Annotated in this window: 25 protein-coding genes; 10 read left to right on the forward strand and 15 right to left on the reverse strand. The window is 71.6% G+C overall.

Annotated features, from left to right (window positions below; all coding sequences use genetic code 11):
- Window positions 1-142: 142 nt before the first annotated feature.
- Window positions 143-1549 (forward strand): nucleotide disphospho-sugar-binding domain-containing protein, encoded by a 1407-nt coding sequence (locus ACZ7BZ_RS31500; RefSeq protein WP_470361292.1) that lies wholly within the window; start codon window positions 143-145, stop codon window positions 1547-1549.
- A gap of 206 nt (window positions 1550-1755) precedes the next feature.
- On the opposite strand, the gene ACZ7BZ_RS31505 is transcribed toward ACZ7BZ_RS31500, so the two are convergent.
- A complete protein-coding gene (locus tag ACZ7BZ_RS31505) occupies window positions 1756-2004 on the reverse strand; it encodes a hypothetical protein (protein WP_470361293.1) in 249 nt (82 codons plus the stop codon).
- 90 nt (window positions 2005-2094) lie between these two features.
- Window positions 2095-4224, reverse strand: coding sequence for an MMPL family transporter (locus ACZ7BZ_RS31510; protein WP_470361294.1), 2130 nt, complete (start codon window positions 4222-4224; stop codon window positions 2095-2097).
- Between the two features lie 62 nt (window positions 4225-4286).
- Between ACZ7BZ_RS31510 and ACZ7BZ_RS31515 the strand changes: the two genes are divergently transcribed.
- On the forward strand, window positions 4287-4817 hold the full coding sequence (locus tag ACZ7BZ_RS31515; protein WP_470361295.1) for a MarR family winged helix-turn-helix transcriptional regulator: 531 nt from the start codon (window positions 4287-4289) through the stop codon (window positions 4815-4817).
- A gap of 285 nt (window positions 4818-5102) precedes the next feature.
- On the opposite strand, the gene ACZ7BZ_RS31520 is transcribed toward ACZ7BZ_RS31515, so the two are convergent.
- The 4 genes from ACZ7BZ_RS31520 to ACZ7BZ_RS31535 form a co-directional block, all read right to left on the reverse strand.
- A complete protein-coding gene (locus ACZ7BZ_RS31520) occupies window positions 5103-5450 on the reverse strand; it encodes a YccF domain-containing protein (RefSeq protein WP_470361296.1) in 348 nt (115 codons plus the stop codon).
- Between the two features lie 79 nt (window positions 5451-5529).
- Window positions 5530-5934, reverse strand: coding sequence for a YccF domain-containing protein (locus ACZ7BZ_RS31525; protein ID WP_470361297.1), 405 nt, complete (start codon window positions 5932-5934; stop codon window positions 5530-5532).
- A 137-nt stretch (window positions 5935-6071) separates the two neighbouring features.
- A complete protein-coding gene (locus ACZ7BZ_RS31530; RefSeq protein WP_470361298.1) occupies window positions 6072-6785 on the reverse strand; it encodes a creatininase family protein in 714 nt (237 codons plus the stop codon).
- Window positions 6786-6811: 26 nt separating this feature from the next.
- The gene (locus ACZ7BZ_RS31535; protein ID WP_470361299.1) at window positions 6812-7993 is read right to left on the reverse strand and encodes a tetratricopeptide repeat protein; all 1182 of its coding nucleotides are present in this window, start codon (window positions 7991-7993) and stop codon (window positions 6812-6814) included.
- 372 nt (window positions 7994-8365) lie between these two features.
- Here ACZ7BZ_RS31535 and ACZ7BZ_RS31540 point away from each other — a divergent pair, with 372 nt between their 5' ends.
- The 3 genes from ACZ7BZ_RS31540 (at window position 8366) to ACZ7BZ_RS31550 (ending at window position 9798) form a co-directional block, all read left to right on the forward strand.
- Entirely contained in the window at window positions 8366-8725 is a 360-nt protein-coding gene (locus tag ACZ7BZ_RS31540; protein WP_465714891.1) for an ATP-binding protein, read from the forward strand.
- Window positions 8726-8876: 151 nt separating this feature from the next.
- Window positions 8877-9218, forward strand: coding sequence for a hypothetical protein (locus tag ACZ7BZ_RS31545; protein WP_470361300.1), 342 nt, complete (start codon window positions 8877-8879; stop codon window positions 9216-9218).
- Between the two features lie 16 nt (window positions 9219-9234).
- The gene (locus ACZ7BZ_RS31550; RefSeq protein WP_470361318.1) at window positions 9235-9798 is read left to right on the forward strand and encodes a GNAT family N-acetyltransferase; all 564 of its coding nucleotides are present in this window, start codon (window positions 9235-9237) and stop codon (window positions 9796-9798) included.
- A 509-nt stretch (window positions 9799-10307) separates the two neighbouring features.
- Here the strand turns inward: ACZ7BZ_RS31550 and ACZ7BZ_RS31555 are convergent.
- The 3 genes from ACZ7BZ_RS31555 to ACZ7BZ_RS31565 form a co-directional block, all read right to left on the reverse strand.
- Window positions 10308-10430 carry a YccF domain-containing protein gene (locus ACZ7BZ_RS31555; protein ID WP_470361319.1) on the reverse strand — a complete coding sequence of 41 codons (123 nt, stop codon included), beginning with the start codon at window positions 10428-10430 and terminating at the stop codon, window positions 10308-10310.
- Between the two features lie 167 nt (window positions 10431-10597).
- Window positions 10598-11194, reverse strand: a complete 597-nt coding sequence (locus tag ACZ7BZ_RS31560) for a hypothetical protein (RefSeq protein ID WP_470361301.1) — start codon at window positions 11192-11194, stop codon at window positions 10598-10600.
- Window positions 11195-11305: 111 nt separating this feature from the next.
- Window positions 11306-12352, reverse strand: a complete 1047-nt coding sequence (locus ACZ7BZ_RS31565; protein WP_470361302.1) for a YncE family protein — start codon at window positions 12350-12352, stop codon at window positions 11306-11308.
- Between the two features lie 193 nt (window positions 12353-12545).
- On the opposite strand from ACZ7BZ_RS31565, the gene ACZ7BZ_RS31570 reads away from it, so the two are divergent.
- A complete protein-coding gene (locus ACZ7BZ_RS31570; protein WP_470361303.1) occupies window positions 12546-13433 on the forward strand; it encodes a LysR family transcriptional regulator in 888 nt (295 codons plus the stop codon).
- 61 nt (window positions 13434-13494) lie between these two features.
- On the opposite strand, the gene ACZ7BZ_RS31575 is transcribed toward ACZ7BZ_RS31570, so the two are convergent.
- The 5 genes from ACZ7BZ_RS31575 to ACZ7BZ_RS31595 all read right to left on the reverse strand — a co-directional run bounded on the left by ACZ7BZ_RS31575 (window position 13495) and on the right by ACZ7BZ_RS31595 (window position 18386).
- Window positions 13495-15177 (reverse strand): alpha/beta hydrolase, encoded by a 1683-nt coding sequence (locus ACZ7BZ_RS31575; RefSeq protein WP_470361304.1) that lies wholly within the window; start codon window positions 15175-15177, stop codon window positions 13495-13497.
- A gap of 3 nt (window positions 15178-15180) precedes the next feature.
- On the reverse strand, window positions 15181-15588 hold the full coding sequence (locus ACZ7BZ_RS31580; protein ID WP_470361305.1) for a hypothetical protein: 408 nt from the start codon (window positions 15586-15588) through the stop codon (window positions 15181-15183).
- Between the two features lie 156 nt (window positions 15589-15744).
- Window positions 15745-16281, reverse strand: coding sequence for a hypothetical protein (locus ACZ7BZ_RS31585; protein WP_470361306.1), 537 nt, complete (start codon window positions 16279-16281; stop codon window positions 15745-15747).
- Between the two features lie 2 nt (window positions 16282-16283).
- On the reverse strand, window positions 16284-17978 hold the full coding sequence (locus ACZ7BZ_RS31590; protein ID WP_470361307.1) for an alpha/beta hydrolase: 1695 nt from the start codon (window positions 17976-17978) through the stop codon (window positions 16284-16286).
- 3 nt (window positions 17979-17981) lie between these two features.
- The gene (locus ACZ7BZ_RS31595) at window positions 17982-18386 is read right to left on the reverse strand and encodes a hypothetical protein (RefSeq protein WP_470361308.1); all 405 of its coding nucleotides are present in this window, start codon (window positions 18384-18386) and stop codon (window positions 17982-17984) included.
- Between the two features lie 225 nt (window positions 18387-18611).
- Here ACZ7BZ_RS31595 and ACZ7BZ_RS31600 point away from each other — a divergent pair, with 225 nt between their 5' ends.
- The 4 genes from ACZ7BZ_RS31600 to ACZ7BZ_RS31615 all read left to right on the forward strand — a co-directional run bounded on the left by ACZ7BZ_RS31600 (window position 18612) and on the right by ACZ7BZ_RS31615 (window position 23981).
- Window positions 18612-19061, forward strand: a complete 450-nt coding sequence (locus ACZ7BZ_RS31600; RefSeq protein ID WP_470361309.1) for a hypothetical protein — start codon at window positions 18612-18614, stop codon at window positions 19059-19061.
- A gap of 131 nt (window positions 19062-19192) precedes the next feature.
- Window positions 19193-20776: a multicopper oxidase family protein gene (locus tag ACZ7BZ_RS31605; RefSeq protein ID WP_470361310.1), complete on the forward strand. Its 1584-nt coding sequence runs from the start codon at window positions 19193-19195 to the stop codon at window positions 20774-20776.
- A gap of 305 nt (window positions 20777-21081) precedes the next feature.
- Window positions 21082-23016, forward strand: a complete 1935-nt coding sequence (locus ACZ7BZ_RS31610; protein ID WP_470361311.1) for an APC family permease — start codon at window positions 21082-21084, stop codon at window positions 23014-23016.
- 191 nt (window positions 23017-23207) lie between these two features.
- On the forward strand, window positions 23208-23981 hold the full coding sequence (locus ACZ7BZ_RS31615; protein ID WP_470361312.1) for a class I SAM-dependent methyltransferase: 774 nt from the start codon (window positions 23208-23210) through the stop codon (window positions 23979-23981).
- 167 nt (window positions 23982-24148) lie between these two features.
- On the opposite strand, the gene ACZ7BZ_RS31620 is transcribed toward ACZ7BZ_RS31615, so the two are convergent.
- On the reverse strand, window positions 24149-24817 hold the full coding sequence (locus ACZ7BZ_RS31620; protein WP_470361313.1) for a transglycosylase family protein: 669 nt from the start codon (window positions 24815-24817) through the stop codon (window positions 24149-24151).
- Window positions 24818-25157: the final 340 nt, after the last annotated feature.

The raw sequence follows: 25157 nt of genomic DNA on the forward strand, positions 1-25157 counted from the left end.
GGATCCAGGACCCTCCCACCACGCATGCCCGCACGCGAGCGGCCGGGACGCGATCGCGCGGCCGGCCGGATCCGCGGCTGTCTCGTGATCCCTGGCATCATCGAAGCCGCACGCGAACCCACGGCCCCCGACGGAGGACACCATGGCCCGCGTCGTCGTGATCAGCCCGCCCTTCCACTCCCACGCCCGCCCGCTCGCCGCCCTCGGCGCCGCGCTGGCCCGGCACGGCACCCGCGTCGACTTCGCTTGCACCGGCGCGTTCGCCGAACTCGCCGCCCGCAGTGGCCTCGGCTTCGCCGAACTCGCCGCCACCCGCAACGCCAACCACGGCATCGCCGAAACGACCCGCCAGGGCCGGGCCGAGGCGAGCCGCCTGCGCGAGTTCCTCGCCGCCACCCACCACGGACCGACCGAGACCCTCCTCACCCAGGCCCGCCACCGCGGCGACGACATGCTCCCCGACCCTGAGCGCGTCCTGAACGAGCTCGGCGCCCTCGACACCGCGGTGCGCCCCGACTGGTACCTCGTCGACCAGCTCGCCTACAGCGCCACCCTCGCCCTGCACTGCCTCGGCCTGCCCTACGCCACGTTCTGCCCCGGCCACCCCAGCTATCTGCCCGCCACTCCCGACGCCCACTTCGGCCTGCCGTACGCCTGGCCCGACACCCTGCGCCCGGACACCGCCGACCTCAGCCGGCTGCGCGCCGCGGTAGCGGCCAACGACGTGGCCTTCACCGCGACCTTCAAGGCGATCGCCCGCCGCCACGCCCCCGACCGCCCGGAACCCGGCCGTGCCTTCGCGCTCTGCTCACCGCACGCCGTCGTCTTCAACTACCCGCTTCTGCCCTGGCTGCCGCCCGCTCCGCCCGGGCCCAAGGCCATCTACGCGGGTCACCTGCTGCCGCACACCGGCACCGCCCCGCTGGACGGGCACTGGCGCAACGCGGTCACACGCCTGACGGCAGCGGGTCGCCCACTGACGCTCGTCGCCCTGGGCACGTTCCTGTCCGCCCGCCACGACGTCCTGGCCACCGCGACCGCCGGGATCCTCCGGCACACACCGGCCTCGGTGATCCTGGCCGCCGGCGACCACCTCGCCGAGCTCACGGCCCACCCGCTGCTGCGGGAGGCGCCAGCCGAGCGGCTGGAGGTCGCACCCGCCATTCCGCAGCAGGAACTGCTCCCGTACGCCGCCGCCATGGTCCACCACGGCGGCAACAACTCCTTCACGGAGTGCCTGCACGCCGGCGTGCCCGCTCTGGTACTTCCCTTCTCCAGCGACCAGTTCGCCATCGCGCACGACGCCGAACGCGCCGCCCTCGGCCGCTGCCTCGACCCCAACACGCTCACACCGGAATCCGCCGGCACCGCCGTCGCGGACCTGCTCGACGGACAGGCCCGCGGCACCGCCGAGCTCAGCGCCCGTGTGCGTCCGCTGGGCCCCGACTGGGCGGCGTCCTCGCTGCTGCGGTACATGCCCTCCCGCTTCCGAACACTGCGCCCCGCAACGGCCGATGCGCCAAACGCTGCGACAGGCGACGCGCCGTGACCGGTGGAGGCTGGACGAGGACCGGCGGAAGAGAGGCGGCAGCACCGTGAACGCGCCGTTGACCGACCGAGAGCGACACCTGCTGAAACGACATCGAGCAGCACCTACGCCGGGCCCTTCTCGCGACTCCGCTCCGTCCTGCCCGGGCGGCCTCGGTGGGCTGCGCGATCGGTCCACTCCCGCCCTGGGCCCGGCGGATGTACGGGTTACCGGGCTGGCCGGCAACGGATCACCTGGCCACCATGCAGGCCGAGCTGCTGAGGCAGACGGCCCGGAGACTGCCGTCGTCCTCGCAGGTCGTCGATGATGCTTGGGACGGCGACGTTGACGATCGCGGAGTCCACGATGATCAGCGACACGCCGAGGCTGATCGCGACCAGGCCCCACCAGCGGCGACGCCTGGGGGACGGAGCGGGGCCCGCCGGATTGTCGGGGGCCTTGCCGGTGGTGGTCATGAACACCTCCTGCGGTCGCGGCGGTGCCGGGGGCAGTGGGAGTGTCGGCCGGTTCCCCGGGGCGCGCCGGTCGGCGCGCCCCGGGCGGGGTCACGTGGAGTCGTGCCGGCCCCTCGGTCCGGAGGTTTCGGGGCGGCCGGGCCACCAGAAGTGGCGGCCGGTCAGCAGGACGAGCGCGGGAACGAGGACGGTGCGCACCAGCAGGGTGTCGAGGAGGACGCCGATGCCGACGATGACGCCGATCTGGGTGAGGGTGATCAGGGGCAGGACGCCCAGGACGGCGAACACGGCGGCGAGCAGGATGCCGGCGCTGGTGATGACTCCGCCGGTGGAGGCGAGGGCTCGCAGGACGGCGCGTCGGGTGTCGTGGCCGGTCACGGTGTCCTCGCGGGTGCGGGCGATGAGGAAGATGTTGTAGTCGACGCCGAGGGCGACCAGGAACAGGAAGGACAGCAGGGGGACGTTGGTGTCCAGGGCCGGGAAGTCGTAGACGGTGCGGAAGATCGTCCAGCTCGCGCCGAGGGCGGCGAAGTAGGAGGCGATCACGGTGGCGACCAGCAGCAGCGGGGCGACCAGCGCGCGGAGCAGGGCGATGAGCACGATCAGGACGATCGCGAGGACGAGGGGGACGACGATGCGGGTGTCGCGGGTGTCGGCCCGGGCGGTGTCGTAGGCCTCGGCGGTGGTGCCGCCGACGAGGGCGTTGGAGCCGGGGACCCCGGCGACGCGTTCGCGGAGCAGGTCGATCGTGCGGTCGGAGGCGGCGGTGCCGGGGGCGGCGTCGAGGACGACGTCGGCGCGGCCCCACCCGTCGGTGTGCGCTCCCGGGGTGACGGAGGAGACGCCGGGGACCTGGCGGGCTGCTTCGACGACCTGGTCGCGGGTGGCGTTGCTGGAGAGGAGGGTCAGGGGGTCGACGGCGCCGGCGGGCTGGACGGCGGCGAGGGTGCGCTGTCCGAGGACGGATTCGGGGGTCTTGCGGAAGGAGTCGGCCTGGGCGAGACCGGTGGTGACGCCCAGCGCGCCGGACGCGAGGAGGAGCAGGACGCCGGCCCCGGCGAGGGCAATCCGGGCGGGGCGCTTGGCGACCGCTCGGCCGATGCGGGACCACAGGCCTCGGCGGTCGGCGGTGACGGGCTCGCCGACCTTGGGCACGAGCGGCCAGAACAGCCACCGGCCGGGTAGGACGAGGGCGGCGGGCAGGACGACCAGGCCGAACAGCATCGCGGTGAGGATGCCGACGGCGCCGGCGAAGCCGAGGCCGCGGTTGCCGGTGAGTTCGGCGGCGAGGAGGGTCAGCAGGCTCAGGACGACGGTGGTCCCGCTGGCCAGGACGGCCGGGGCCGTGCCGCGCCAGGCGCGGGCCATGGCGGTGAACCGGTCCTCGGTGAGGTGGAGTTCGTCGCGGTAGCGGGAGACGAGCAGCAGGGCGTAGTCGGTGCCGGCGCCGAACACCAGGACGGACAGGATTCCGGCGGCGGACGCGTCGACCTGGACTCCGGCGTGCGGGGCGAGGGCGCCGACGAGGATTGCGGCCGTGCGGTCCCCGGCGCCGACGACCAGCAGCGGGAGGAGCCACAGGACGGGGCTGCGGTAGGTGATCAGCAGGAGTACGGCGACCACCGAGGCGGTGGCGATCAGCAGGTTGGTGTCCGCGCCGGCGAAGACCTTGCCGATGTCGGCCCGGAAAGCGGGCCCTCCGGTGACCTCGGCGTGCAGGGGCGTCGGCAGGTCCTGTCCGGCGACGCTGCGGATCCGGTCGACGGCGGCGGTGTTCTGCTTGTCGTCGGCGCCGGTGGGCAGGAGCACGGCGACGGTGGCGGCCCTGTCGTCGACGAGTTGGGGTGTCGCGGCGGCCGGTGCGAGGCCCAGGGCACCGAGTGGCGTTGCGCGTTGGGCGATCGCGGAGCGCTGGGCGGCCGTGAGGGGGGTGCCGTCGGTGTTGCTGTAGACCACGATCGCCGGGGCGGCGGCGCCGGACGGGAAGCCCTTGAGGATCTCGGCGACCTGGGCGGACTGGGACGAGGCGGGCAAGCCGGTCCCGGTCGCCTTCGTGGTGGTGGCGTCACGGGGCCCCAGCGCGAACGCTGCTGCGAGCCCGACCACGGTCAGGAGTAGGACGGCCCAGGCGGTGGCCCGCGGTCTCCGGAGGGAGCCGTCGGTGGAGGACGCGTGGCCGGAGGACGGCGGCCCGGCGTGACGGGTTGGGGAAGGGGACACGGCAACGCACCCTCGAAGTCGTTAAGTTACTTAGCGATATCCACCGTGGCAGACTTCTCCTCATGGCGCAACACCAGTCATTCGGAGCCCGGCCGGATTCGGATTCCGGTCAACGCGAAGCCGTCCGCCCGCATGGCGCGCCGGTCGGCGACGACCTGTCCCGGGCCCTGCGCGACGTGCTCACGCTGACCCAGCTCGCTCGCGCGGTCCTGGCCGAGCGCCTCGGGATGCCGCTCACCAACGTCGAGGCCGTCGAGCACGTGATCATGGCCCAGGGTTCGGGCGAGCCGATCGGCCCGGTCGAGCTGTCGCGGCGCCTCGGTGTCACCAGCGCCGCCGGCACCCAGTCCGTCAACCGACTCGTCTCCGAGGGCCACATGACCCGCGGCCCCCACCCGAGCGACGGCCGCCGCCAGGTCCTGGACGTCACCGACAGCGGCCTCACCCACGTGATGGGCGAACTCGCCCCACTGCTGGAACTGCTGCACGAGGCGTCCCGCGGCCTGGACGAGAGCGAACGTGCGGCGGCGAAGCGCTACCTGGAGAAGGTCTCCGAGGCCTACCACGCTTACCTGGCGCAGGCCGCCGAATAGCGGCGCGGAACGCCGCTCCCGCCTGCGCGGCCTCACCTCCGGTGCCGCGCCCCGCCGCCGCGACACCGTCCCGCAGCCCGCGCGGTCGGCCTTCGTGCCGGCGGGCCGGACCCCCGCCCGGGTGGGTGTGTGGCGATGGGAGACATTGCTGTCCGTCGAGCCGAACCCGATGACGTGCCCGCCCTGGCAGCCATGCGCCGGCGGTTCAAGCTGGAGGACGGTGGAGACGAAGCCCTGCAGAACGACGAGGAACTGCATCCTCGTCGGCCATCAGTGTTGCTGGGGTCAGTACCGCGCGCCCCATTGCTTGTCGGTGGAGACGATCTCGCGGCCGAGTGGCATGAGGGGGACCGGGATCATCTTGAGGTTGGCCCAGCCGAACGGGATCCCGATGATCGACAGGAACAGCGGGATGCCGGTGACCAGGTGCGCGATGGCCGGCCACCACCCGGCGAAGACGAGCCAGATCACGTTCCCGACGCAGGAGGCGGCCCCGGCGTCCGGCCGCTCGACGGTGGTCCGCCCGAACGGCCACAGTATGAAGCCGGCGATCCTGAATGAGGCGATGCCAAACGGGATCGCGTTCGGACGCTCAGCATGGCGCACCTTCGCCGTTCCGCTTCCGGCTGACACTCCCACAGGCCTGCCCAGCACAAAAGCGGATGGCCGACGAGGAACCTAGCCCTCGCCGGCCATCCGCGTTGGTGGCGGTTCAGTACCGTGCGCCCCACTCGCGGTCGGTGGAGACGATCTCGCGGCCGAGTGGCATCAGCGAGATCGGGATCATCTTGAGGTTGGCCCAGCCGAACGGGATCCCGATGATCGACAGGAACAGCGGGATGCTGGTGATGAGGTGCCCGATCGCCAGCCACCAGCCGGCGAAGACGAGCCAGATCACGTTCCCGACGCAGGACGCGGCCCCGGCGTCCGGCCGCTCGACGGTGGTCCGACCGAACGGCCACAGTATGAAGCCCGCAATCCGAAACGAGGCAATGCCAAATGGGATGGTGATTACGAGTACGCAGCAGATGATTCCGGCGAGCACGTAGGCGAGAGCCATCCAAATGCCGCAGAAAACCAGCCAGATGACATTGAGGATGAACTTCACTGCACTCATGCTCGATACCTTCTCATGACCCGTGGTGTGGAACGACGACCCTGGCATGCCCGCTGACGAGCGTGTCCACCCCCTTAGGGGTGGATTCTCAGGGGTCGATCCGGGTTGTCGAGCCGGAGATGGGCGCTCCTTCGGGCTCAACGCCCGCCGAGGACGGCCAGGTGCCCGACAGCCGACTTGGAAAGACTGTCGAGTATTGCCTTCCCCTTCGTTGCGGTGCCTAGTGAAGGCGAGCCGATGATGCCGGTCGTCGTGTATCCGGCCATGCCCAGAGTCAGCAGATGGGGCCGCTCGGGGGCGGAGTGGTCGTCGCCGTCGATCCCGTCCCGTACGAGGTGCGGGGCGCCGTGGAGAAGGAGTGAGACCTCCAGTTCTCCACCGTGCATGTCCTCGGCGCCGCTGCTCTCCAGGCCGGCGTCCTCGCGGGCCCGGTGCCAGTCCTCGCGGACTGGGAAGAGGGCGACCTGTGGGCCGGCGGTGTTGGCCTCCTGGACGACGTTGCCGAGCACGTAGTTGCCGCCGTGGCCGTTCACGATGAGCAGGCCGGGGACGCCGGAGGCCTTGAGAGACTTCCAGATGTCGTTGATCACCGCGTAGAGCGTGGTAGCGCTGATGCTGACCGTGCCGGCCATGTGGGCGTGCTCGTGCGAGCAGGACACCGTGATCGGCGGGAGGAGGAAGAGGTCGTGGTCGGTGGCGACCCGCTGCGCGATCAGACTGGCGACGACGGTGTCGGTGGTGAGGGGCAGGTGGTCGCCGTGCTGCTCGAAGCTGCCGACGGGCAGCACGGCGATCTTTGCGCCGCGTCGGCGTTCGTCTGCGGAAGTGGCTGCCGTGATCAGTGCGTCCATGTGCCCCAGCCTCTCTCATGCGGTCATCAGCGGTCGAGGGGTTCCTTGCCGCTGTACATCAGGGCCAAGCGGCTGGTGAACGTGGCTACTGCGGGCACAGCTTGCCACCGGTGGAGTGCTTTGCCCGCTGCGGACAGTTCGGACACGGCGCGGGCGGACTCGGTGTCGAGGGCGATCGACAGCGCTCGGTCGGCCGCGGTGGCCGCCTGCTCCGGCTCGCCGGACACCGCGTAGGCGCGCGCGAGCCGGGAGAGGTAAACGCCCTGGTCGTTTCGGTAGATCGGCGGCAGGGCCTGGAGCTCGGCCTCGAACATCCCCACGGCCGTCCGGGGATCTCCGAGTTCGATCAGGCAGTTCGCGCGCTGCATCTCGATGTACGTCGGTGTGCAGTACGCCAGGTCGAGCGCGTCGTCTGCGTGCGAGTCGTCCGGCTCGGCGGCGAGTTCGTGTGCCTCGTCGAACTTCGCCTGGGCAAAGCGCTGGTTACCCATGAGGGTGTGGCCCTGGGCTTCCTGCTGGGCGGCCAGTGCGCGGATGCGGAGGGTGGCGCCGGCCGCTCGTTGTGCGGCGCGGGCGAGGCTGATGGCCTTCTGGGCGTCGCGTCGGGCGGTGGCCTGGTTGCTTTTGCGGAAGAGCACGTAGGCGGCCATGACCTCGTCACCCGCCTCCTGCGCCCACTCCATGGCGCGGTCCGACCAGTACAGGGCCTGGTCGAAGTCCCCGAGGTCCTGGTTCAGCCAGCCCAAGAACTCGGCCGTACGGGCACCGATGACGAGGAGCTCGTCCCGGTCGCGGCCGCCGGTGTTCTGCTGGATGCGGTCCAGGAACTGGATGTGCCGGGTCACCGCGTCGAGTGCGTGGCGGGAGCCGAGCAGGTTCGCGGCCCGGTAGTGGCCGGGCATGGCGCCGCGAAGGTGACTGACGAAGAACTCGGGGTCGATCGGCGAGTTGAGGCGTTGCCCGTCGGCGGACGGTGCTGGCGCTTGGCGTCCTGGCGACGGGAGGGGCGTCTCCTGCTCCCACTCCCGGGTGGCCAGCCCGAGCATGTGCCCGGGGAGGTGCAGCCCGTCCGCGATCCGTTCGATGAGCTCGATCTTCTCGATTCTGCGCTTTCCGGACGCGATCTCGCCGACGCGGCTCGGTGTCATGTCGCAGGCGCGGGCGATGAGCGACGGGTAGATCCCGGCCAGCCTGAGCAGCCGGAACACCGCGGCGAAGTCTCGTCTTCGGCAGGCCGCGACCATCTCCGGATTGGAGAGCAGCCCGGCCGGGAGCCGGTCCGGAACGCGAGCATCGGTCACCACAGCCCCCGCTGTCGATCAATAGACGCTGCAAGGAAGTTGATTACCTGTGAGTTTACCCACATTGGGTAATCACCTTGGGTAGGAAGTTCGCACTCTCCCTCGGCAGCCTGGTGATGAGGGCCGGAACATCCGGGCCTGATCGTCCCCGTGGGCACCGGAGGGTGGTGCGCTTTGATCAGCTTGGGAGAACCCCAGGGCACTGCTGAGTCGCCTGAGAGGGACGGCGGGATACCCGCGTTCGAGGTGAGGCTCACCCGGCATCGAAGGTCGGTCGGCGTGGCCCGGCTGCACCTCCGTATCTTCCTGGCCCGCGTGCCGGGTGGAGACCTCCTCGCGGACGACGCCGTCATCGTGCTCGGCGAGTTGATGAGCAACGCGGTGAAGCACGCCAGGGTGCCCAAGGGGCGGCGGATCTATGTCCGCTTCGAGATGGTGCTCGATCACCTCCGGCTGGAGGTGCACGACGCGAGCAGCGAGAAGCCGGTGATCCGGCGGTCCGTGGGCGTCGACTCCGAGTCGGGCCGGGGGCTGTGCCTGGTGGAGGGCCTGTCGGTCGAGTGGGGCGTCGTGCCTCGGCCGGAAGGCATCGGAAAGATCGTTTGGGCCCTGGTGGGCCCGGGAGGCGGTGCGTCGTGAACAAGCGGGCGTCCGGGTCGGCGGCGACCCGGTGTTTCTACTGCGGCTCGGGGCTGTTGAAGGCGGCGACCCGGACCATCGTGGTGAACGGCCGGACGGTCCGGGTCCACCTGTGGCACCCGCGCCGTGCGGGGGAGGTGACCGGGAAGTGATGCCGCTTCGAGACCACGGCGAACCGGGCACGGACCTGGTAGCGGCGGCCGGAGGATCCGGTCCGGAGACGGGCTCCCCGTACCCGTTCCCGGTGATCGCGGAGGTCCGGGGCGTGACCGCGCCCGCGCGGTTCAGCAAGCTGCCGGACGCGATGGCAGCGGTTCTGACGACGTTGGACGCGCTCCCGCTCAGCCCGGACCAACAGGGGTACTTCGCCGAGCTGCTCGGTCCGTCGAAGGCCCAGACGATCGGGCATCGGCTGGCGACGCACGGGGAGGTGCGGGCCCTGGCCTTCCTCGACCTGACCCCGACGGTGGTTCGGCTGTACCCCGCGACTTGAGCGCTGGTATGTGGCGATGCAGGCCTGGCAGGATCGGCTCGTGATGCATACCTCGGTGACCATGCGCGAGCTTGAGGTCGGTGACTGCCACGCTGTACATGCCTTTGCCAGCCTGTCGGAGGCTTGCCGCTACCAGGCGTGGGGGCCGAACACTGAGGAACAGACGCGGGACTTCGTCCAAAGCGCAGTGGATGCCCGGTTGCAGTCCCCGCGGGCGAGATTCGTGTATGCGGCCTGCCTCGACGGTGAACTCGTCGGTCTCGGCGAGTTGAAGGTTCGTAGCCTGGCCCACCGGCAGGGCGAGATCTCCTATCTCGTCCATCCTCGGATGTGGGGTCGGGGCGTGGGCTCAGCTATCGGCGGGGAACTTCTCGGCAGAGGGTTTGGGCTGATAGGACTGCACCGGATCTATGCGACCTGCGATCCTCGCAACGTCGCATCGGCCCGGGTGCTGGGCAAGCTCGGCATGACCCACGAGGGGCGGCACCGGCACACCGCGCTGCTTCGGGACGGCTGGCGTGACTCCGACGTCTTCAGCATCCTCGACCAGGAATGGGCGCACCGGCCCGGGCCCGAATGATCGGGGCATCGGTGGCCAGGTCCCGGCAGCGGCCCTGGTGCCGGGACGCGAAGAACCGCGCGGGATCATCTGGCGTGTGAAGTCGAGCTGGGCCCGCGCGGCCTGTTCTGGTTCCGCCCTGTGCGGGATCTCGAAGGAACACCTGAGCACACTGATAACCGGGTTGGCTGGGCCGTGGGCCGCCGCGCGAGACTCTGACCTGGCCAAACGGCGTGCCCATGGTCGACTGCGGGTAGCCGGGGCCGGGCCGGATCACCCGTTGGTCTTCGTGGATCGGGTGCTGGTGACCTTGGTGGTGCTGCGCTGGGCGCTGTCGCACAGAGTGCTCGCGGCAATGTTTAAGGCTCGCACCGGTGTCTCTTGGGCGAAACTCCCCGAGGAGTACAGCTCGACGAGTACTGCCTCGAAGTACTTCAACGATTGGGTGGCGCAGGGTGTCCGGGCCGAGCTGGACCTGACGCTCGCCGAGGTCGAACGGGTACCGGTACCCAGCCCCGAGCTGCTCCCGGCTATGCGAATCGAGGGGCGGGTCGACCCCCGCGTGATGCTGAGCGCGGCAGAACCATCCCGAACGGAATGGTCACGATCAGGAGGCAGCAGACGATGCCGGCGACCACGTAGCCGACGGCCATCCAGATGCCGCAGAAAATCAACCAGATGACGTTGAGAACAAGTCGATGATCTTCATGGGGCGTACCTTCTCACGTTCGACGGGCTCGCAGCTACGACCGTGCCTTGCCCGGGGGCGGGCGCGTCCACGCCCCTAGGGGGTGTTCTTCCGGGAAGGTTCGGGGGCGGGTCAATGGGCGTCGCGGCATTGGGCGTCGGGAGTGCAGAGGGTGAGGGAGAGCGGCTTGCCGGTGGCGGGGATCCGGTAGTGGTAGGCGGCGAAGGTGACGAGGTGGCCGGCCCCGAGGTCGACGGTGCGGTGGCGGACCGGGCTGACCAGGTGGTCGCCGTCGCCGACCACTTCGATGTCGTTCACCTGGCCGCGGAAGGCGGTGAAGGCGTAGGAGTCCACGCCGGCCGTGGTGTCGGCCGGCATCGGGGTGCGCGGGATCAGGTCCGCGATCGCGGCGAACCAGATGGTGGTGGGCGCCCGGCCGGCGTCGTCGATGACGGCGTAGCAGACGTCGAGGTTGTCCAGCAGCCAGAACGCCATCGCCCGGGAACGCCCGTCGGTGTCGAGCACCGCCATGGTCGGCAGCGTCGGCTTCGGGCACTGCGGCGGCAGGTTGAGCCCGCCCACCAGGTCCACGATCCACTGAGCGGACGGCGGCGCCGGTTCGGGCAGCGGCACCGGGTGCCGGCCCCCGCCCAGGTCGACGAGCGGCTCGCAGCCGGTGACCGCGCCCAGCGCCGCCGCCAGCACCACCGTCGAACAGAGCACTCCCATGCCGCGTCTCATCGCGCCTCCCCCGGACCGGACGGGTCCGCCCCAGGATGCGGCCCGTGGCGGACGGCGGCAAGCCTCCGGGCGTGCCCGGCGCCCGGAGGCCCGCCGCGGTCAGGCCGGGCGGGGGAGGTAGGCCAGGCCGTGGGCGCCGGGCTCGGCGCGCTTGGGGAGGGTGAGCCGGGTGACGGGGGTGAGGGTGTCGAGGTCGATGACGTCGACGGTGGAGGAGGCGGCGGAGGAGACGTAGCCGAGGCGCCCGTCGGGGGAGGAGGTGATGGTCAGCGGGAAGGTGCCCACGTCGACTGAGCCGAGCGGGCGGTGGGTGGCGGTGGAGAAGACGGTGAGCCGGCCGTTGGTCCGCCCGTCGAAGGGGGAGCCCGGATCGGTGGTGGCGTGGATCTCGCCCGCCAGCAGCCGGCCGGAGGCGGTCAGGTGGACCGGGAGGACGGCGGAGCCGGTGGGCAGGACGTCGGCCACGGTGGCGGTGCGGGCGTCGATGACCCGGATGCCGGGCGTGGCGTCGGGGTCCTTGGCGAAGCCGAGGTAGGGCCCGCCGACGTACACCCGGGCGCCGTCGGCGGAGACGGCCAGGCCCTCGCTGCCGGGGACGGCCACCTTGGCGGTCAGCGTGCCGCGGGCGAGGTCCACCACGGAGACGTACGGCGCCTCCTTGTTGGTGGCGTAACCGGTGCGCCCGTCCGGGGAGATGGCGAACCAGTGCGGGCCGGGGGCGTCGGTGTCGATCCGGCCGAGCGGGCGGCGGGTCGCGGTGTCGATGACCACCACGCCGCCGGGGCGGTCCGCCGAGGCCTCGACGCTGACGTAGAGCCGGCCGCGGACCGGGTCCAGCGCCAGGCCGTGCGGGCCGTGCTCGGGGGCGAGGTCGATCACCTCGACGATCTTGCGGGTGTCGGCGTCGATGACGGTCACCTCGGTGCGGTGGCCGCTGTGGGCGTTGTAGTAGCCGGAGCGGTAGGCGCTGGTGCACCAGAGCAGTCGCCGGGTCGGGTCGAAGCACAGCTCGTGGGGCTCGGCGGTGACCTCGACCCGGTCCAGCAGGGCGTCGGTGGCGACGTCGAAGAAGGAGACGGTCGGGCCGCTCTGGCTGACGACGGCGAGGACGTCGCCGGCGAGGTGGGCGCGGGGGTCGTTCGGCACGGTAACTCCTGGCTCGGGAGGGCCTGGTAGGGGAAGGCCCGGTACGGGAGGGCCTGGTACGGGACGGCCCGGAACGGGAAGGCCCGGTGTTTCTCGGACGGCTCCACTGTCCCCTCCCGGCGGCGGGCGAGCCATGCAAAGATCGGTACGGGATCATTGACCCAGGCGTAAAGATGCAGTTCAGGAGCCATGGATGGACCTCAACCTGCTGCGGGCGCTGGACGCCCTGCTCCAGGAGAACAGCGTGACGCGGGCCGCCGAGCGGCTCGGCACCTCGCCGGCGGCGGTGAGCCGGACGCTGGCCCGGCTGCGCCGCGCGGTCGGCGACCCGCTGCTGGTGCGGGCCGGGCAGGGGCTGGTGCCGACCCCGCGGGCGCTCGAACTGCGGGAGGAGGTGGCCGGGTTGCTGCGCAGCTGCGAGAACGTGCTGCGGCCGGGGGCGGGCTTCGAACCGGTGCACCTGGAGCGGACCTTCACCGTACAGAGCGCCGACGCCGTGCTGGTCCGGGTGGCCGGCCCGCTGGTCGGGCGGATCCGGGAGGAGGCGCCCGGGGTGGACGTGGTGTTCCTGCCGGAGTCCCTGGAGGGCGGACCGGGCCTGCGCCAGGGGCAGGTGGACGTCGAGGTCGGCGTGCTCGGGTCGAAGGACCCGGAGGTCCACACCAGACCGCTGGTCACGGCACCGGTGGTGGGCGTGGCGCGGGCCGGCCATCCGCTGTTCGACGGGCGGATCACCGCCCGGCGGTTCGCCGCCGCCGACCACATCGGAGTCTCCCGGCGCGGCAAGCGGCTCGGGCCGATCGACACCGCGCTGGCCGAACGCGGGCTGAGCCGCCGGGTCGCGGTGGTGGTGCCCAGTCACACCGCCGCGATGCTGCTGGCCGGGGAGAGCGACCTGGTGACGCTCGGGGCGGCGGACTGGCTGCCGGGGACCTTCGCGGCGCTGGGCCTGCGGACCTTCCCGATGCCACTCGAACTCCCGCCGCTGGAGCTGGGGATGGCCTGGCACCCGCGCAACTCGGCCGATCCGGGGCAGCGTTGGTTCCGGGCGCATCTGGCGGCCGCCGTGCAGCAGCTGTAGGGGTCGCGCCCGCCGGCCCGGGCACGATCCCAAGTTGACTTCGATGAGCGCTGGTTGGTCGCTACTTGCCCGCGATGACCTGCCCCATGGCGGCCAGCGTGGGCGAACCGTTGTTCCAGTAGTCGGAGTGCCCGGCGTTGGGGTCGGTGGGCATCACGTTCGCGCCGAACTGGGGAGTGGTGGTCTGCCGACCGTGGATCAGGTGGTGGTCGCCGTCGTCGAAGCCGAAGTCGGCCTTCGCGTTGTCCCAGAAGTTGTCCGCGAATCCGCCCGGGTCCACAGCACTGGCCATGCCGATCATGTCGGCCTGGCTCTGCGCCGCGTACACGTGGGACGGGTCGATGCGGAGGTCCTTCGCGGTGTCGACGCCGGCGCCGGGGCTGGCGATGAGGACGACGTTGTCGACCGGCAGGCCGTGGTCCTTCATGGTGTAGCCCACCGTCGTGGTGCCGTAACTGTGGCCGAGGATGGTGTTGTTGGCGATGTTCCCGTTGTGGGTGGCGTGCAGCCCGTTCTCGAAGCTGACCAGCTTGCCCTCGGCGTCCTTCGCGTACTGGTCGTCCGCGGCCTCGGGGACGAGGTTCTGCGGGGCGTCGTAGCCGATCCAGCTGATCGACGAGGTGGTCTTGCCGTTGCCGACGGCGTTGGCCGCGGCGACCATGGCGTCCGAACGGCTGATGTCGCCGTCGACCTTGCCGAGCCGGGCGCCGGTGCCGGGGACGTACGTCGACACGTTGTCGGCGGTGTCCGGGTTGTTGATCGCGACGATCGCGTGGCCCTTGCCGTTGGTGTCGAAGCCCAGCAGGTAGGCAGGCGGATGGGTGGAGTCGACCTGGGTGCTCAGCCGGGTCTCGATGGCGTTGATGCCGCTCATCTTCTCGGCCAGGTCGTCGTGCTGCTGCTTCCAGAGTTTGTGCATGGGACTCTCGTAGGCCCCGTACGGCGTTGCCACCGTCGAGTCCGGCTCGGGCCCGAGTGCGTCCAGTTGCCGCTGGATGTCCTGCTTGCTGTTCGCCAGGTTGATCCGGTTGGCCTGGTCGCGGCCGGTGGCGGGGATGCCGTCGAGGTTCCCGATCTGGTCGGGGTGGTTGAGGATCATCCGGTGCTGCTGCTCGTCGGTGAGGCTGTTCCACCAGGCCTGGACGCTGTTCGGGTCGGTGCCGGCGGCGGGGATCCGGTTGAGCGCGTCGGCGGCGGCCGTGTCGTCGGTCGCGACGGTGGAGTCCAGGCCGGTGCCGTTGGTCGCGTTGGTGGTCAGGTGGGCGAGCCGGCTGCTGATCGTCCGGTCCGCGTGGTCGGCCTCGGTGAGAGCGGCGTTGATCCGGTCCCGGATGGCCTTGGCGTGTTCTGGGGCGCCGTGCCCGGCGAAGGTGAGCGAGTCGGGGTTGTTGTCCCAGGTGATGCCGCCGTCGGGGGCCACCGTGAGCCCCTGGGCCTTGGCATCGTCGAGGGCGCTGAGCAGGTGGGCCTTGGCGGCGGCGAAGCCCTCGGAGGCGTCCTGGAGGGCCCGGCTGATGAGCCCGATCTCCTGCTGGGCGGCGTGGAGTTCGTCGTGCAGGCTCTGGATCCGCGTGGTGGCGTGGTCGGCGGCGGTGCCGCTCCACTGCGAGTTGTGCAGTCGGTCGACGACCTCGTGCTGCCAGGTGTCCACGTGCCCGCCGAAGGCGGTGGCCAGGGTGTCGAAGGCCGTCTTGGCGATCGCCAGGTTGCAGAAGTCGGCGTCGTGCAGCGTCTTGATGTCCATCGGCTACTCCGCCGCTCTCGCGCTGCGGGGCTTCACCGGGCCGGGGGTGACGACGGTGCCGAACGGGTCCGGTGCGGTCGAGGCGGGGACCGGCGTGTCCGGGTGGATCATGTTGGTGTGGATGTCCTGCTCGACCTGGCGGTAGTAGGCGGCCGAGGTGCCGAGCTTGGTGCCGACGTCGCCCATGTCGCCGCCGAGCTTGTCCAGCAGGGTCTTCCAGCTGCTGCCGCAGGTGGTCAACGCGGCGGCGGTGAGCCAGCCTTGGAGCGTTCCGGCGGCCTGGCCGCACGGGTCGGTGATCTTGGCGGTCTCGCCGGGTATCAGGCCGCCGATGTGTTGCGCGCTCTGTCCGCAGCCGTCCAACTCGCCCGGCTTGACCTGGAATTGCAGGTTCGAATCTGGATCTGCCATGCGTCCCCCGTCAGTTCCGGACCGGGTGCTGGGCCGGTCGGAGCGGTAACTGACGTCGCATGCTAGCGGATCGTCAAGGACGGGCAAGCGGATTGACCTGGGCGTATGCGAAGGGGCCGCACCTCGGCAAAGGTGCGGCCCCGAAGGGGAGTTGGGTTACTTGGCTGGAGTGCCGTCCGGCCAGACGCAGGGTGAGCTGACGGTCAGTCGGAAGCTGCGGCTCGGGTCCGTCGCACCGTCCAGGACGGCGAGGAACTCGTCCGTCGAGTTCTTCAGCCGTACCCAGCCGGGGTGGGAGCCCGCGGCGTCCGGCACCGCCTGGAAGCCCTGGCCGGTGAGGTAGCTGCGGAAGGCGTCCGCCGCCTTGGTCCGGTCGGCCGACGGGAGGTCCGGGTAGGTGTACGACCGCGAGGTCTGCTTCCGGCCGTGCGGCCCGATGTCGTTGGCGTCGCACTCAAGGTCGCTGAACGCGGGCGGCAACGACGCCGGCTGGACGGGCAGTTGGGCCTGGATGCCGGCGAGGTAGCCGTCGATCCGGGTCCTGGCCTGGTCCAGGGTGATGGTGGGCTTGGACCGCTCCTGCAGGGTGTTCGCCCCGCACGCGCTCAGGGCGAGTGCGGTGACGGCCAGCGTGGCGGCGGTGGTGGCCCGCCTGATCGGCGGGGTGCGGCGGCCGGTGCTCACGGTGCTCATGCTCATTGCATCGGCTTTCCGGCGATGACCTGACCCATGGCGGCCAGCGTCGGCGAGCCGTTGTTCCAGTAGTCGGAGTGCCCGGCGTCCGGGTCGACGGGCATCACGTTCGCGCCGAACTGGGGCGCGGTGGTCTGCCGGCCGTACATCAGGTGGTGGTCGCCGTCGCCGAAGCCGAAGTCGGACTTGACGTTGTCCCAGAAGTTGTCCGCCGCACCGCCGGGGTCGGTGGCCGCGGCCCAGCCGATCGCGTCGGCCGGGCTCTGCGCGGCGTACACGTGCGAGGGGTCGATGCGCAGGTCCTTGGCGTTCTCGACGCCGGCGCCGGGGCTGGCGATGAGGACGGCGTTGTCGACCGGGAGGCCGTGGTCGCGCATGGCGTAGCCCACGGTCGTGGTGCCGTAGCTGTGGGCCAGGATGGTGTTGTTGCCGATCTTCCCGTCGTGGGTGGCGTGCAGCCCGTTCTCGAAGCTGACCAGCTTGTCCTCGGCGGCCTTCGCGTAACTGTCGTCCGCGGCCTCCGGGATGATGTTCTGCGGGGCGTCGTAGCCGACCCAGGTGATCGACGAGGTGACGGCCTTGTTGTCGTTGGCGGCGTTGGCCGATGCGACCATCGCGTCGGAGCGGTTGATGTCGCTGTTGATGCTGCCGAGCCGGGCACCGGTGCCGGGGACGTACGTCGACACGTTGGTCGCGGTGTCGGGGTTGTTGACGGCGACGATGGCGTGGCCCTTGCCGTTGGTGTCGAAGCCCAGCAGGAAGGTCGGCGGGTGCTTGTCGTCGACCGGGGTGTTCAGCCGGGTCTCGATGGCGGTGATGCCGTTCATCTTGTCGGTGAGCTCGTCGTGCTTCTGCTGCCACGTCGTGTAGGCGGGGTTCGGGCGGATGAACCGTCCGTTGCCGATGGTCGCGGGCGGCGCGGCGCCGAGGCCGTCCAGCTGGTGCTGGATGTCCTGCTTGCCGCGCTGGAGGTTGATCCGGTTGGCCTCGTCGCGGCCGGTGGCCGGGATGCCGTCCAGGTTCCCGATCTGGTCGGGGTGGTTGAGGATCATCCGGTGCTGCTGGTCGTCGGTGAGGCCGTTCCACCAGGCCTTGACGCTGTTCGGGTCGGTGCCGGCCGGGGGGATGGTCTGGAGCGCGTTGGCGGCGTCGGTGTCGGTCTTCGCGGTTGCGGAGTCCAGTCCGGTGCCGTTGCTCGCGTTGGTGGCGAGGTGGGAGAGCCGGGCGTTGATGGTCTGGTCGGCGTGGTCGGCCTCGTTGAGCGCGGCGGTGATCCGGGACTGGATCTGCTTGGCCTGGTTCTCGGCGTCGGTGCCCGCGAAGTTCGGGGAGTTGGGGTCCTTCTCCCAGGTGATCCCGCCGTCGGCGGCGACGGTCAGCTTGTGGGTCTTGGCGTCGTCCAGGGCGCTGATCAGATGCGCCTGGGCGGCGGCGAAGCCGTCGTAGGCGTCCTGGAGGGCCCGGCTGACCAGGCCGATCTCCTGCTGGGCGGCCTTGAGTTCGTTCTCCAGGAACTGCATCCGGGCGTTGGCGTGGTCGGCGGCGGTGCCGGTCCACTGCGAGTTGTGCAGCCGGTCGACGACCTCGTGCTGCCAGTTCTCGACGTGCTGGCCGAAGGCGGTGGCCAGGGTGTCGAATGCGCTCTTCGCGGTGGAGATGCCGATGACGTCGGCGTCGTGGAGGGTCTTGATGTCCATCGGTTACTCGGCCGCCTTCGCGCTGCGGGGCTTCACCGGGCCGGGGACGACGGTGGTGCCGAAGGGGTCCGGCTCGTCCGGGGCCGGAGGAGCGGCCGGGTTCCGCATGCTGTTGTGGGCGTTCTGCTCGGCCTGCCGGTAGTAGGTGGCCGAGGTGCCGAGCTTGGTGCCGACGTCGCCCATGTCGCTGCCGAGCCGGTCCAGCAGTGTCTTCCAGTTGGTGCCGCAGGCGGTGATCGCGCCGGCGGTGAGCCAGCCCTTGAGACCTCCCGCGGCCTGGCTGCACGGATCGGTGATCTTCGTGGTCTCGCCCGGTATCAGGCCTCCGATGTGCTGGGCGCTCTGGCCGCAGCCGTCCAGTTCGGCCGGATTGACCTTGAACTGCAGACTCGCGTCTGGATCTGCCATTTTCGTGTTCCCCCATGTGTCCGGCCCGAAGTGCCCTTCGGGCCGGGGATCGTGCGTAACTGCCGGGCATGTTAACGGATCTTGTACGCGGGAAGATCGTCGGATCCGTGTGAGCGTGGTAGGGATCCGGCCACCCGGCCGGTTGGCCCCGGGTCGGCGCCCGGCCCGTTCCACGGGATACCCTGCGGGGGTAAGCGGAGGGCGGAGACGGGCGGGAGGCGGACCATGGCGCAGCAGCGGCCGTGCGGTTCGGCGCTGCCCGGGGGGCTGCGGCTGCTGCTCCTCGCCACCCTGCTGCTGGGCATCGTGACGATGCACACGCTCGGGCACCCGACGGGTGGGCACGGCGCTCACGACGGGCACGGGTCCGGGGTGACGGCGGCCCGGCAGCTGCCGGAGCACCACGGGCCCGGGGTGACGGCGGCCCGGCAGCTGCCGTCGCACCACGGGCCCGCCGTCGATCCGGCGGACGCCGGAGGCATGGACCCGATGACGGTCTGTCTCGCCGTGCTGGCGGGCTGGACCCTGGTGCTGCTGATCGTCGGCCCGCTGCTGCGCCGCAGCGGTGACGCCGCCGCCGAGGTGCGGGTCCGGCTGCTGCGGGCCGTCCGGGCGCTGCCGCCGCCCGGGGGCGGGCGGATCCTCCTCAACAGACTCTCGGTGCTGCGTCAGTAGGCGCGTGCCCGCCGTTCCGTGCCCGCGAGTGCGCCGTAGGGCGTGTCAGACACGCCCTGGCGCCCGCGCGCGGAACGGCCGACGCGCCGTCCTGTACGTCCACACCACCCCTGTACGAGGTGCACTCCGTCATGCGCACACCCACCCGTCGCACCGTCCTCGGCGCCGCGCTCGCCGCCGCCGGGACCGGTCTGCTCGCCGCCTGTTCCTCCGATTCCTCGGACTCGATGAGGGGGATGAACCACTCCTCGCCGCCGCCCCCGGCCACCGCCCCGGCCGGCTTCGTCGCCCCGAACGGCCCCGAGGTCGCCGCCGCCGAGGCCGGGCGCAGGACTGGGCCCGAGCGGAGGATCGCGCTCACCGCCACCGAGACCACCCTCGACCTGGGCGGACGCACCGTCCGCAGCTGGGCCTACGGCGACCGGTTGCCCGGCCGGGAGGTGCGCGCGACCGTCGGCGACACGCTCGCCGTCACCCTCGCCAACCACCTGCCGCAGCCCACCTCGCTGCACTGGCACGGCCTCGCCCTGCGCAACGACATGGACGGCGTGCCGGGCCTGACCCAGGAGCCGGTCCGGGCGGGCGCCTCCTTCGACTACCGCTTCGCGCTCTCCCATCCCGGCACCTACTGGTTCCACCCGCACTCCGGCGTCCAGCAGGACCGCGGCCTGTACGCGCCGCTGATCGTGGAGGACCCGAAGGAGCCGCTGCGCTACGACAAGGAGTGGGTCGTCGTCCTGGACGACTGGCTGGACGGGGTCGACGGCAGTACCCCGGACGCCGTGCTCGCCGAACTCGCCCGGGGCATGGGCGGGATGGACCACGCCGGCCACACCATGTCAGGGATGTCAGGGATGCCAGAGGCGCCGGAGCCGGCGGCGAGCGGCCCCTCCCGGATGCTGATGGGCGCCACCAGTCCGCTGCTCGGCGGCGACGCGGGCGACGTCGAGTACCCGTTCCACCTGGTCAACGGCCGCCTCCCGGGCGCCCCCGAGACCTTCACCGCCAAGCCCGGCGACCGGATCCGGATCCGGCTGATCAACGCGGGCGGCGACACCGCCTACCGGGTCGCCCTCGGCGGCCACGAGCTGACCGTCACCCACGCCGACGGCTTCCCGGTCGAACCGGCCACCACCCAGGCGCTGCTGCTCGGCATGGGCGAGCGCTACGACGTGCTGGTCACCGCCCAGGACGGCGCCTTCCCGCTGACCGCCCTGGCCGAGGGCAAGAACGCCACCGCGCTGGCCGTGCTGCGCACCGGCGGGGGCACCGCGCCGGACGCCTCGACCCGCCCGGCCGAACTGGACGGCCGGCTGCTGACCGCCGACCGGTTGAAGGCCGACCCCGGCGTCCGGCTGCCCGCCAGGGCGCCGGACCGCACCGTCCCGCTGGAGCTCACCGGCGGCATGGCGAAGGCCGACTGGGCGTTCAACGGCCGCAGGTACGACCCGGCGCAGCGCCACCCGGTCGCCGCGGGGGAGCGGGTGCGGCTGGAGTTCCGCAACAGCACCGCCATGTGGCACCCCGTCCACCTGCACGGACACACCTTCGCACTGGGAGCCGACGGCCCGCGCAAGGACACCGCGATCGTGCTGCCGGGCACGACCCTGACGGTCGACTTCGACGCCGACAACCCGGGCCTGTGGATGGTGCACTGCCACAACGTCTACCACTCGGAGACCGGCATGATGACCGTCCTCGGTTACCAGGCGTAACCCCCGTCCAGGATCCGAGATGCCGGGGCGGCGGCCCGCAGCCCCCGCCCCGGCACCGGACCGGCCCGCCCCGGCTGCACCGTGCCACCCGCCCCGACCTGCGCAGCCATGACGTTTTCTTAACGCGGGCCGATGACGTCTCCTTAACGCCGGTCGCATAGCCTGGCGCACTGCCGTCGCCCGACGGCGCTTTTACGGGGTCTTTAATCAAGAGGTGCAAGGTGGTTTCGTCGGGTTCGACGGAGACGACGACGGAGGACCCGTCGTCGGCGCGAATACGGCTGCGCAGCTGGCTCCTGGAGGACATGTCCCCGGAGAAGGCCGCCAGGGAGGCCGCCGCGAAGGCGCAGCAGGAGGGCGAGGAGCCGGGGGACTCCGCCGCCGAGGCCGGTCACGCTGCGCACACGGGCCAGCCGTGGTGGCGCGTGATGTGCCTGACCGGTCTGGACTACTTCTCGACGCTCGGCTACCAGCCGGGCATCGCCGCCCTCGCGGCCGGCCTGCTGTCGCCGATCGCCACGATCGTGCTGGTGCTCGTCACCCTGCTGGGCGCGCTGCCGGTCTACCGGCGGGTCGCCCAGGAGAGCCCGCGCGGTGAGGGCTCGATCGCGATGCTGGAGCGGCTGCTGTCGTTCTGGAAGGGCAAGCTGTTCGTCCTCGCCCTGCTCGGCTTCGCGGCGACGGACTTCATCATCACGATCACCCTCTCGGCCGCCGATGCCAGCGCCCACCTGGTCGAGAACCCGCACCTGACCAGCGCCCTCGGCGGCAAGCAGATGCTGATCACGCTGATCCTGGTCGCCCTGCTCGGCGCGGTGTTCCTCAAGGGCTTCAGCGAGGCGATCGGCCTGGCCGTGGGTCTCGTCGCGGTCTACCTGGCGCTCAACGTGGTGGTCGTCGCGGTCGGCATCTGGAAGATCATCCAGGCGCCGCACGTCGTCACCGACTGGTCCGACGCGCTGACCACCCAGCACGGCAACATCTTCGTGATGATCGGCGTCGCGCTCGTCGTCTTCCCGAAGCTCGCGCTCGGCATGTCCGGCTTCGAGACCGGCGTCGCCGTGATGCCGCACATCAAGGGCGACGCCGACGACACCGAGGCGAACCCGGTCGGCCGGATCCGCGGCACCCGCAAGCTGCTCACCACCGCCGCCGTGATCATGAGCACCTTCCTGATCGCCACCAGCTTCATCTGCACCCTGCTCATCCCGGCCAAGGAGTTCGAGAGCGGCGGCCAGGCCAACGGCCGTGCCCTCGCCTTCCTGGCACACGAGTACCTGGGCGGCGCCTTCGGCAGCGTCTACGACCTGTCGACCATCGCCATCCTGTGGTTCGCAGGCGCCTCCGCCATGGCGGGCATGCTCAACCTGCTGCCCCGCTACCTGCCGCGCTACGGCATGGCCCCGCACTGGGCCCGCGCCGTGCGCCCGATGGTGATCGTCCTGACCATCGTCGGCTTCCTGATCACCTGGCTGTTCGACGCCAATGTCGACGCCCAGGGCGGCGCTTACGCCACCGGTGTACTGGTCCTGATCAGCTCGGCGGCCATCGCCGTCACCATCGCCGCGTACAAGAAGCGCCAACGCGGCTGGACCATCGGCTTCGGGATCATCGCCGCGGTCTTCCTGTACACCACGGTGGTCAACACCATGGAGCGACCGGACGGCGTCAAGATCGGTGCCTGCTTCATCGCCGGCATCATCCTGGTCTCGCTGCTCTCCCGCCTCAAGCGCGCCTTCGAGCTGCGCGTCACCGACGTGGTGCTGGACGAGACGGCCGAGCGGTTCATCCGCGACTACGCCCACCGTCCGCTGCGCCTGATCGCCAACGAGCCGACCAACCGGGACGTCGCCGAGTACCGCGACAAGATCCGGCAGATCCGCGCCGACAACGACATCCCGGGCGAGGACGACCTGGTCTTCGTCGAGGTGACCGTCCGGGACGCCTCGGACTTCGAGTCCGAGCTGACCGTGCGCGGCGAGGTGCTGCACGGCCGGTACCGGGTGCTCACCCTGGAGAGCTCCAGCATCCCGAACGCGATCGCCGCCCTGGCGCTCACCGTCCGGGACCGCACCGGGCAGCGGCCGCACCTGTACTTCGAGTGGACCGAGGGCAACCCGTTCGCCCAGTTCCTGCGGTTCTTCCTGTTCGGGCAGGGCGAGGTCGCGCCGGTCACCCGCGAGGTGCTGCGCGAGGCGGAGCCGGACCGCACCAAGCGTCCGCGCGTTCACGTCGGCTGACGGCTGACGGCTGACGGCTGACGGCTGACGGCTGACGGCTGACGGCTGACGGCTGACGGCGCGGCCATGGCGACGGCCCGTCCGGTCCACCAGGACCGGGCGGGCCGTCGGCGTTCCCGTGAGCGGCCCTAGAGTGCGATCGGACCATCGGACCATCGGACCATCGGATCGCGAGAAGGGGCCCCGCCCGTATGAGCACCGCACCCGAGCACTACGACCGCCTGCTCGCCGCCCACTACACCTGGATGCTGGGAGGCGACATCCCCGCGCTGGCCGAGGCGCAGGCCGAGCTGCTGGCCGGGCTCGGCGTCACGCCCGGGACCGGCACGGGCACCGCGGGCGGCACCGCCGTGGACCTCGGCGCCGGCCCCGGCACCCAGAGCCTGGCCCTCGCCGCGCTCGGCTTCGACCCCGTCCTCGCCGTCGACACCAGCGCCCCGCTGCTGGCCGAGCTGCGCGAGTCCGCCGCCGAGGCCGGGCATGCCGACGCCGTCCGTACCGTCGAGGCCGACCTGCGCGGCGCGCTGGCGCAGCACACCGGGCCGGGTTCGGTCGCGGCGGTGCTCTGCATGGGCGACACCCTCACCCACCTGCCCACCCGTGCGGACGTGACGGCGCTGCTGCGCGACGCCGCCACCGCGCTCGCCCCCGGCGGGCGGCTGGTGCTGTCCTTCCGCGACCTCACCCGCCCGCTGACCGGCCCGGACCGATTCCTGCCGGTGCGCTCCACCGCGGACCGGATCATGACCTGCTTCCTGGAGTACCCGGACGAGGACACCGCGCTGGTGCACGACCTGATCCACACCCGCGTCGGCGAGGGCTGGAACCAGCAGGTCAGCAGCTACCCCAAGCTGCGGCTGGCCACCGACTGGGTGGCGGAGCAGGTCCGCGCCGCCGGGTTCGAGCCGAGCCACGACGAGACCAACGAGCGCGGGCTGCACGTACTGGCGGCGGTCCGCCGATAGGGCCGGTCCGGCGGGGTGCCGGACGCCTGGCCGCCGGACGCCTGGCCTCCGAACGCCTGGCCGACGACGCATCGCCGCCGAACGCCCCGCCGCCCACGCCGGTGGGAGCGGCGTGGGCGGCGGGGTGCCGGAGGTGGCGGACCGGCCGGAGGCGGCGGGGAGGGGGCTCAGGAGGGAAGGCGCAGGACCAGGCCGGGCTGGATGAGGTCCGGGTCCTCGCCGATGGCGGCGCGGTTGAGCGCGTACAGCGCGGGCCAGCCGCCGGGGACGTTCAAGGTGGCGGCGAGCTGGTCCAGGGTGTCGTCCTCGCGGACGGTCCACTGGCCGTCCTCGGCCGAGCCGGGGGCGGGCGGCGGCAGGACGGCGTCGCGCCCGTGGTCGCGGGTGGCCTCCGCGTCGCGGCCGTCGTCGTGCCGGCCGCTGGTGTGCGGACGGGCGGCCTGGTGTCCGTGGCCGCCGACGGCCCGGGCGCCGCAGACCGGCCAGGGGGAGAGGCCGCGCCGGTCGGCCAGGTGCTGGGCGACCGTCATCTGCGCCTCGCGGCTGGCGAGGTCGGGGCGCGGGGCGTAGGCGAGGCCGCCGTTCTCCCGCCAGGTGGCCTGGTCGAACTGGAGGCCGCCGAAGTAGCCGTTGCCGCTGTTGATGTGCCAGTCGCCGCTGCTCTCGCAGTCCGCCACCCGCTCCCAGTCGTACCGGCCGCCGTCCGGCCTCCCGCCGGGGTCGGCCCCGCTGTCGCCGCCCGGGGGCGCGGCGTGGGCCGCGGGGGCGGCGAGTGCGACGGCGAGGGCGCAGAGCGCGGTGGGGACGAGGCGGCGGAGGCGAGCGGTGGAAGGCATGGGCGGCTCTCAGGTTCGGGGACAAGGCGTGCACCACCCGGAGGTGGCGCGTTCCAACCGACGCACGCCGGACGGGGCGCGCCGCCGCCGACACGTCCGGAAGGTCACCCGCTCGGCCGCGCGCACCACCCCGGCGGCCCGCGGCCATCCGGCCGTACCGCCGTCCGGAGCCGAACCCTAGAGTGGCCGGGACGCCATTCGACGAAGGGGACGGACGGACGATGACGATCGATCAGGGGACGGCGCGGGCCGAGCTGGGTGTGATCGGTGGTTCGGGGTTGTACGCGTTGCTGGAGGAGGTGGTGGAGGTGCGGGTGGAGACGCCGTACGGGCCGCCGAG

This window comes from Kitasatospora sp. NPDC036934, assembly GCF_055608425.1.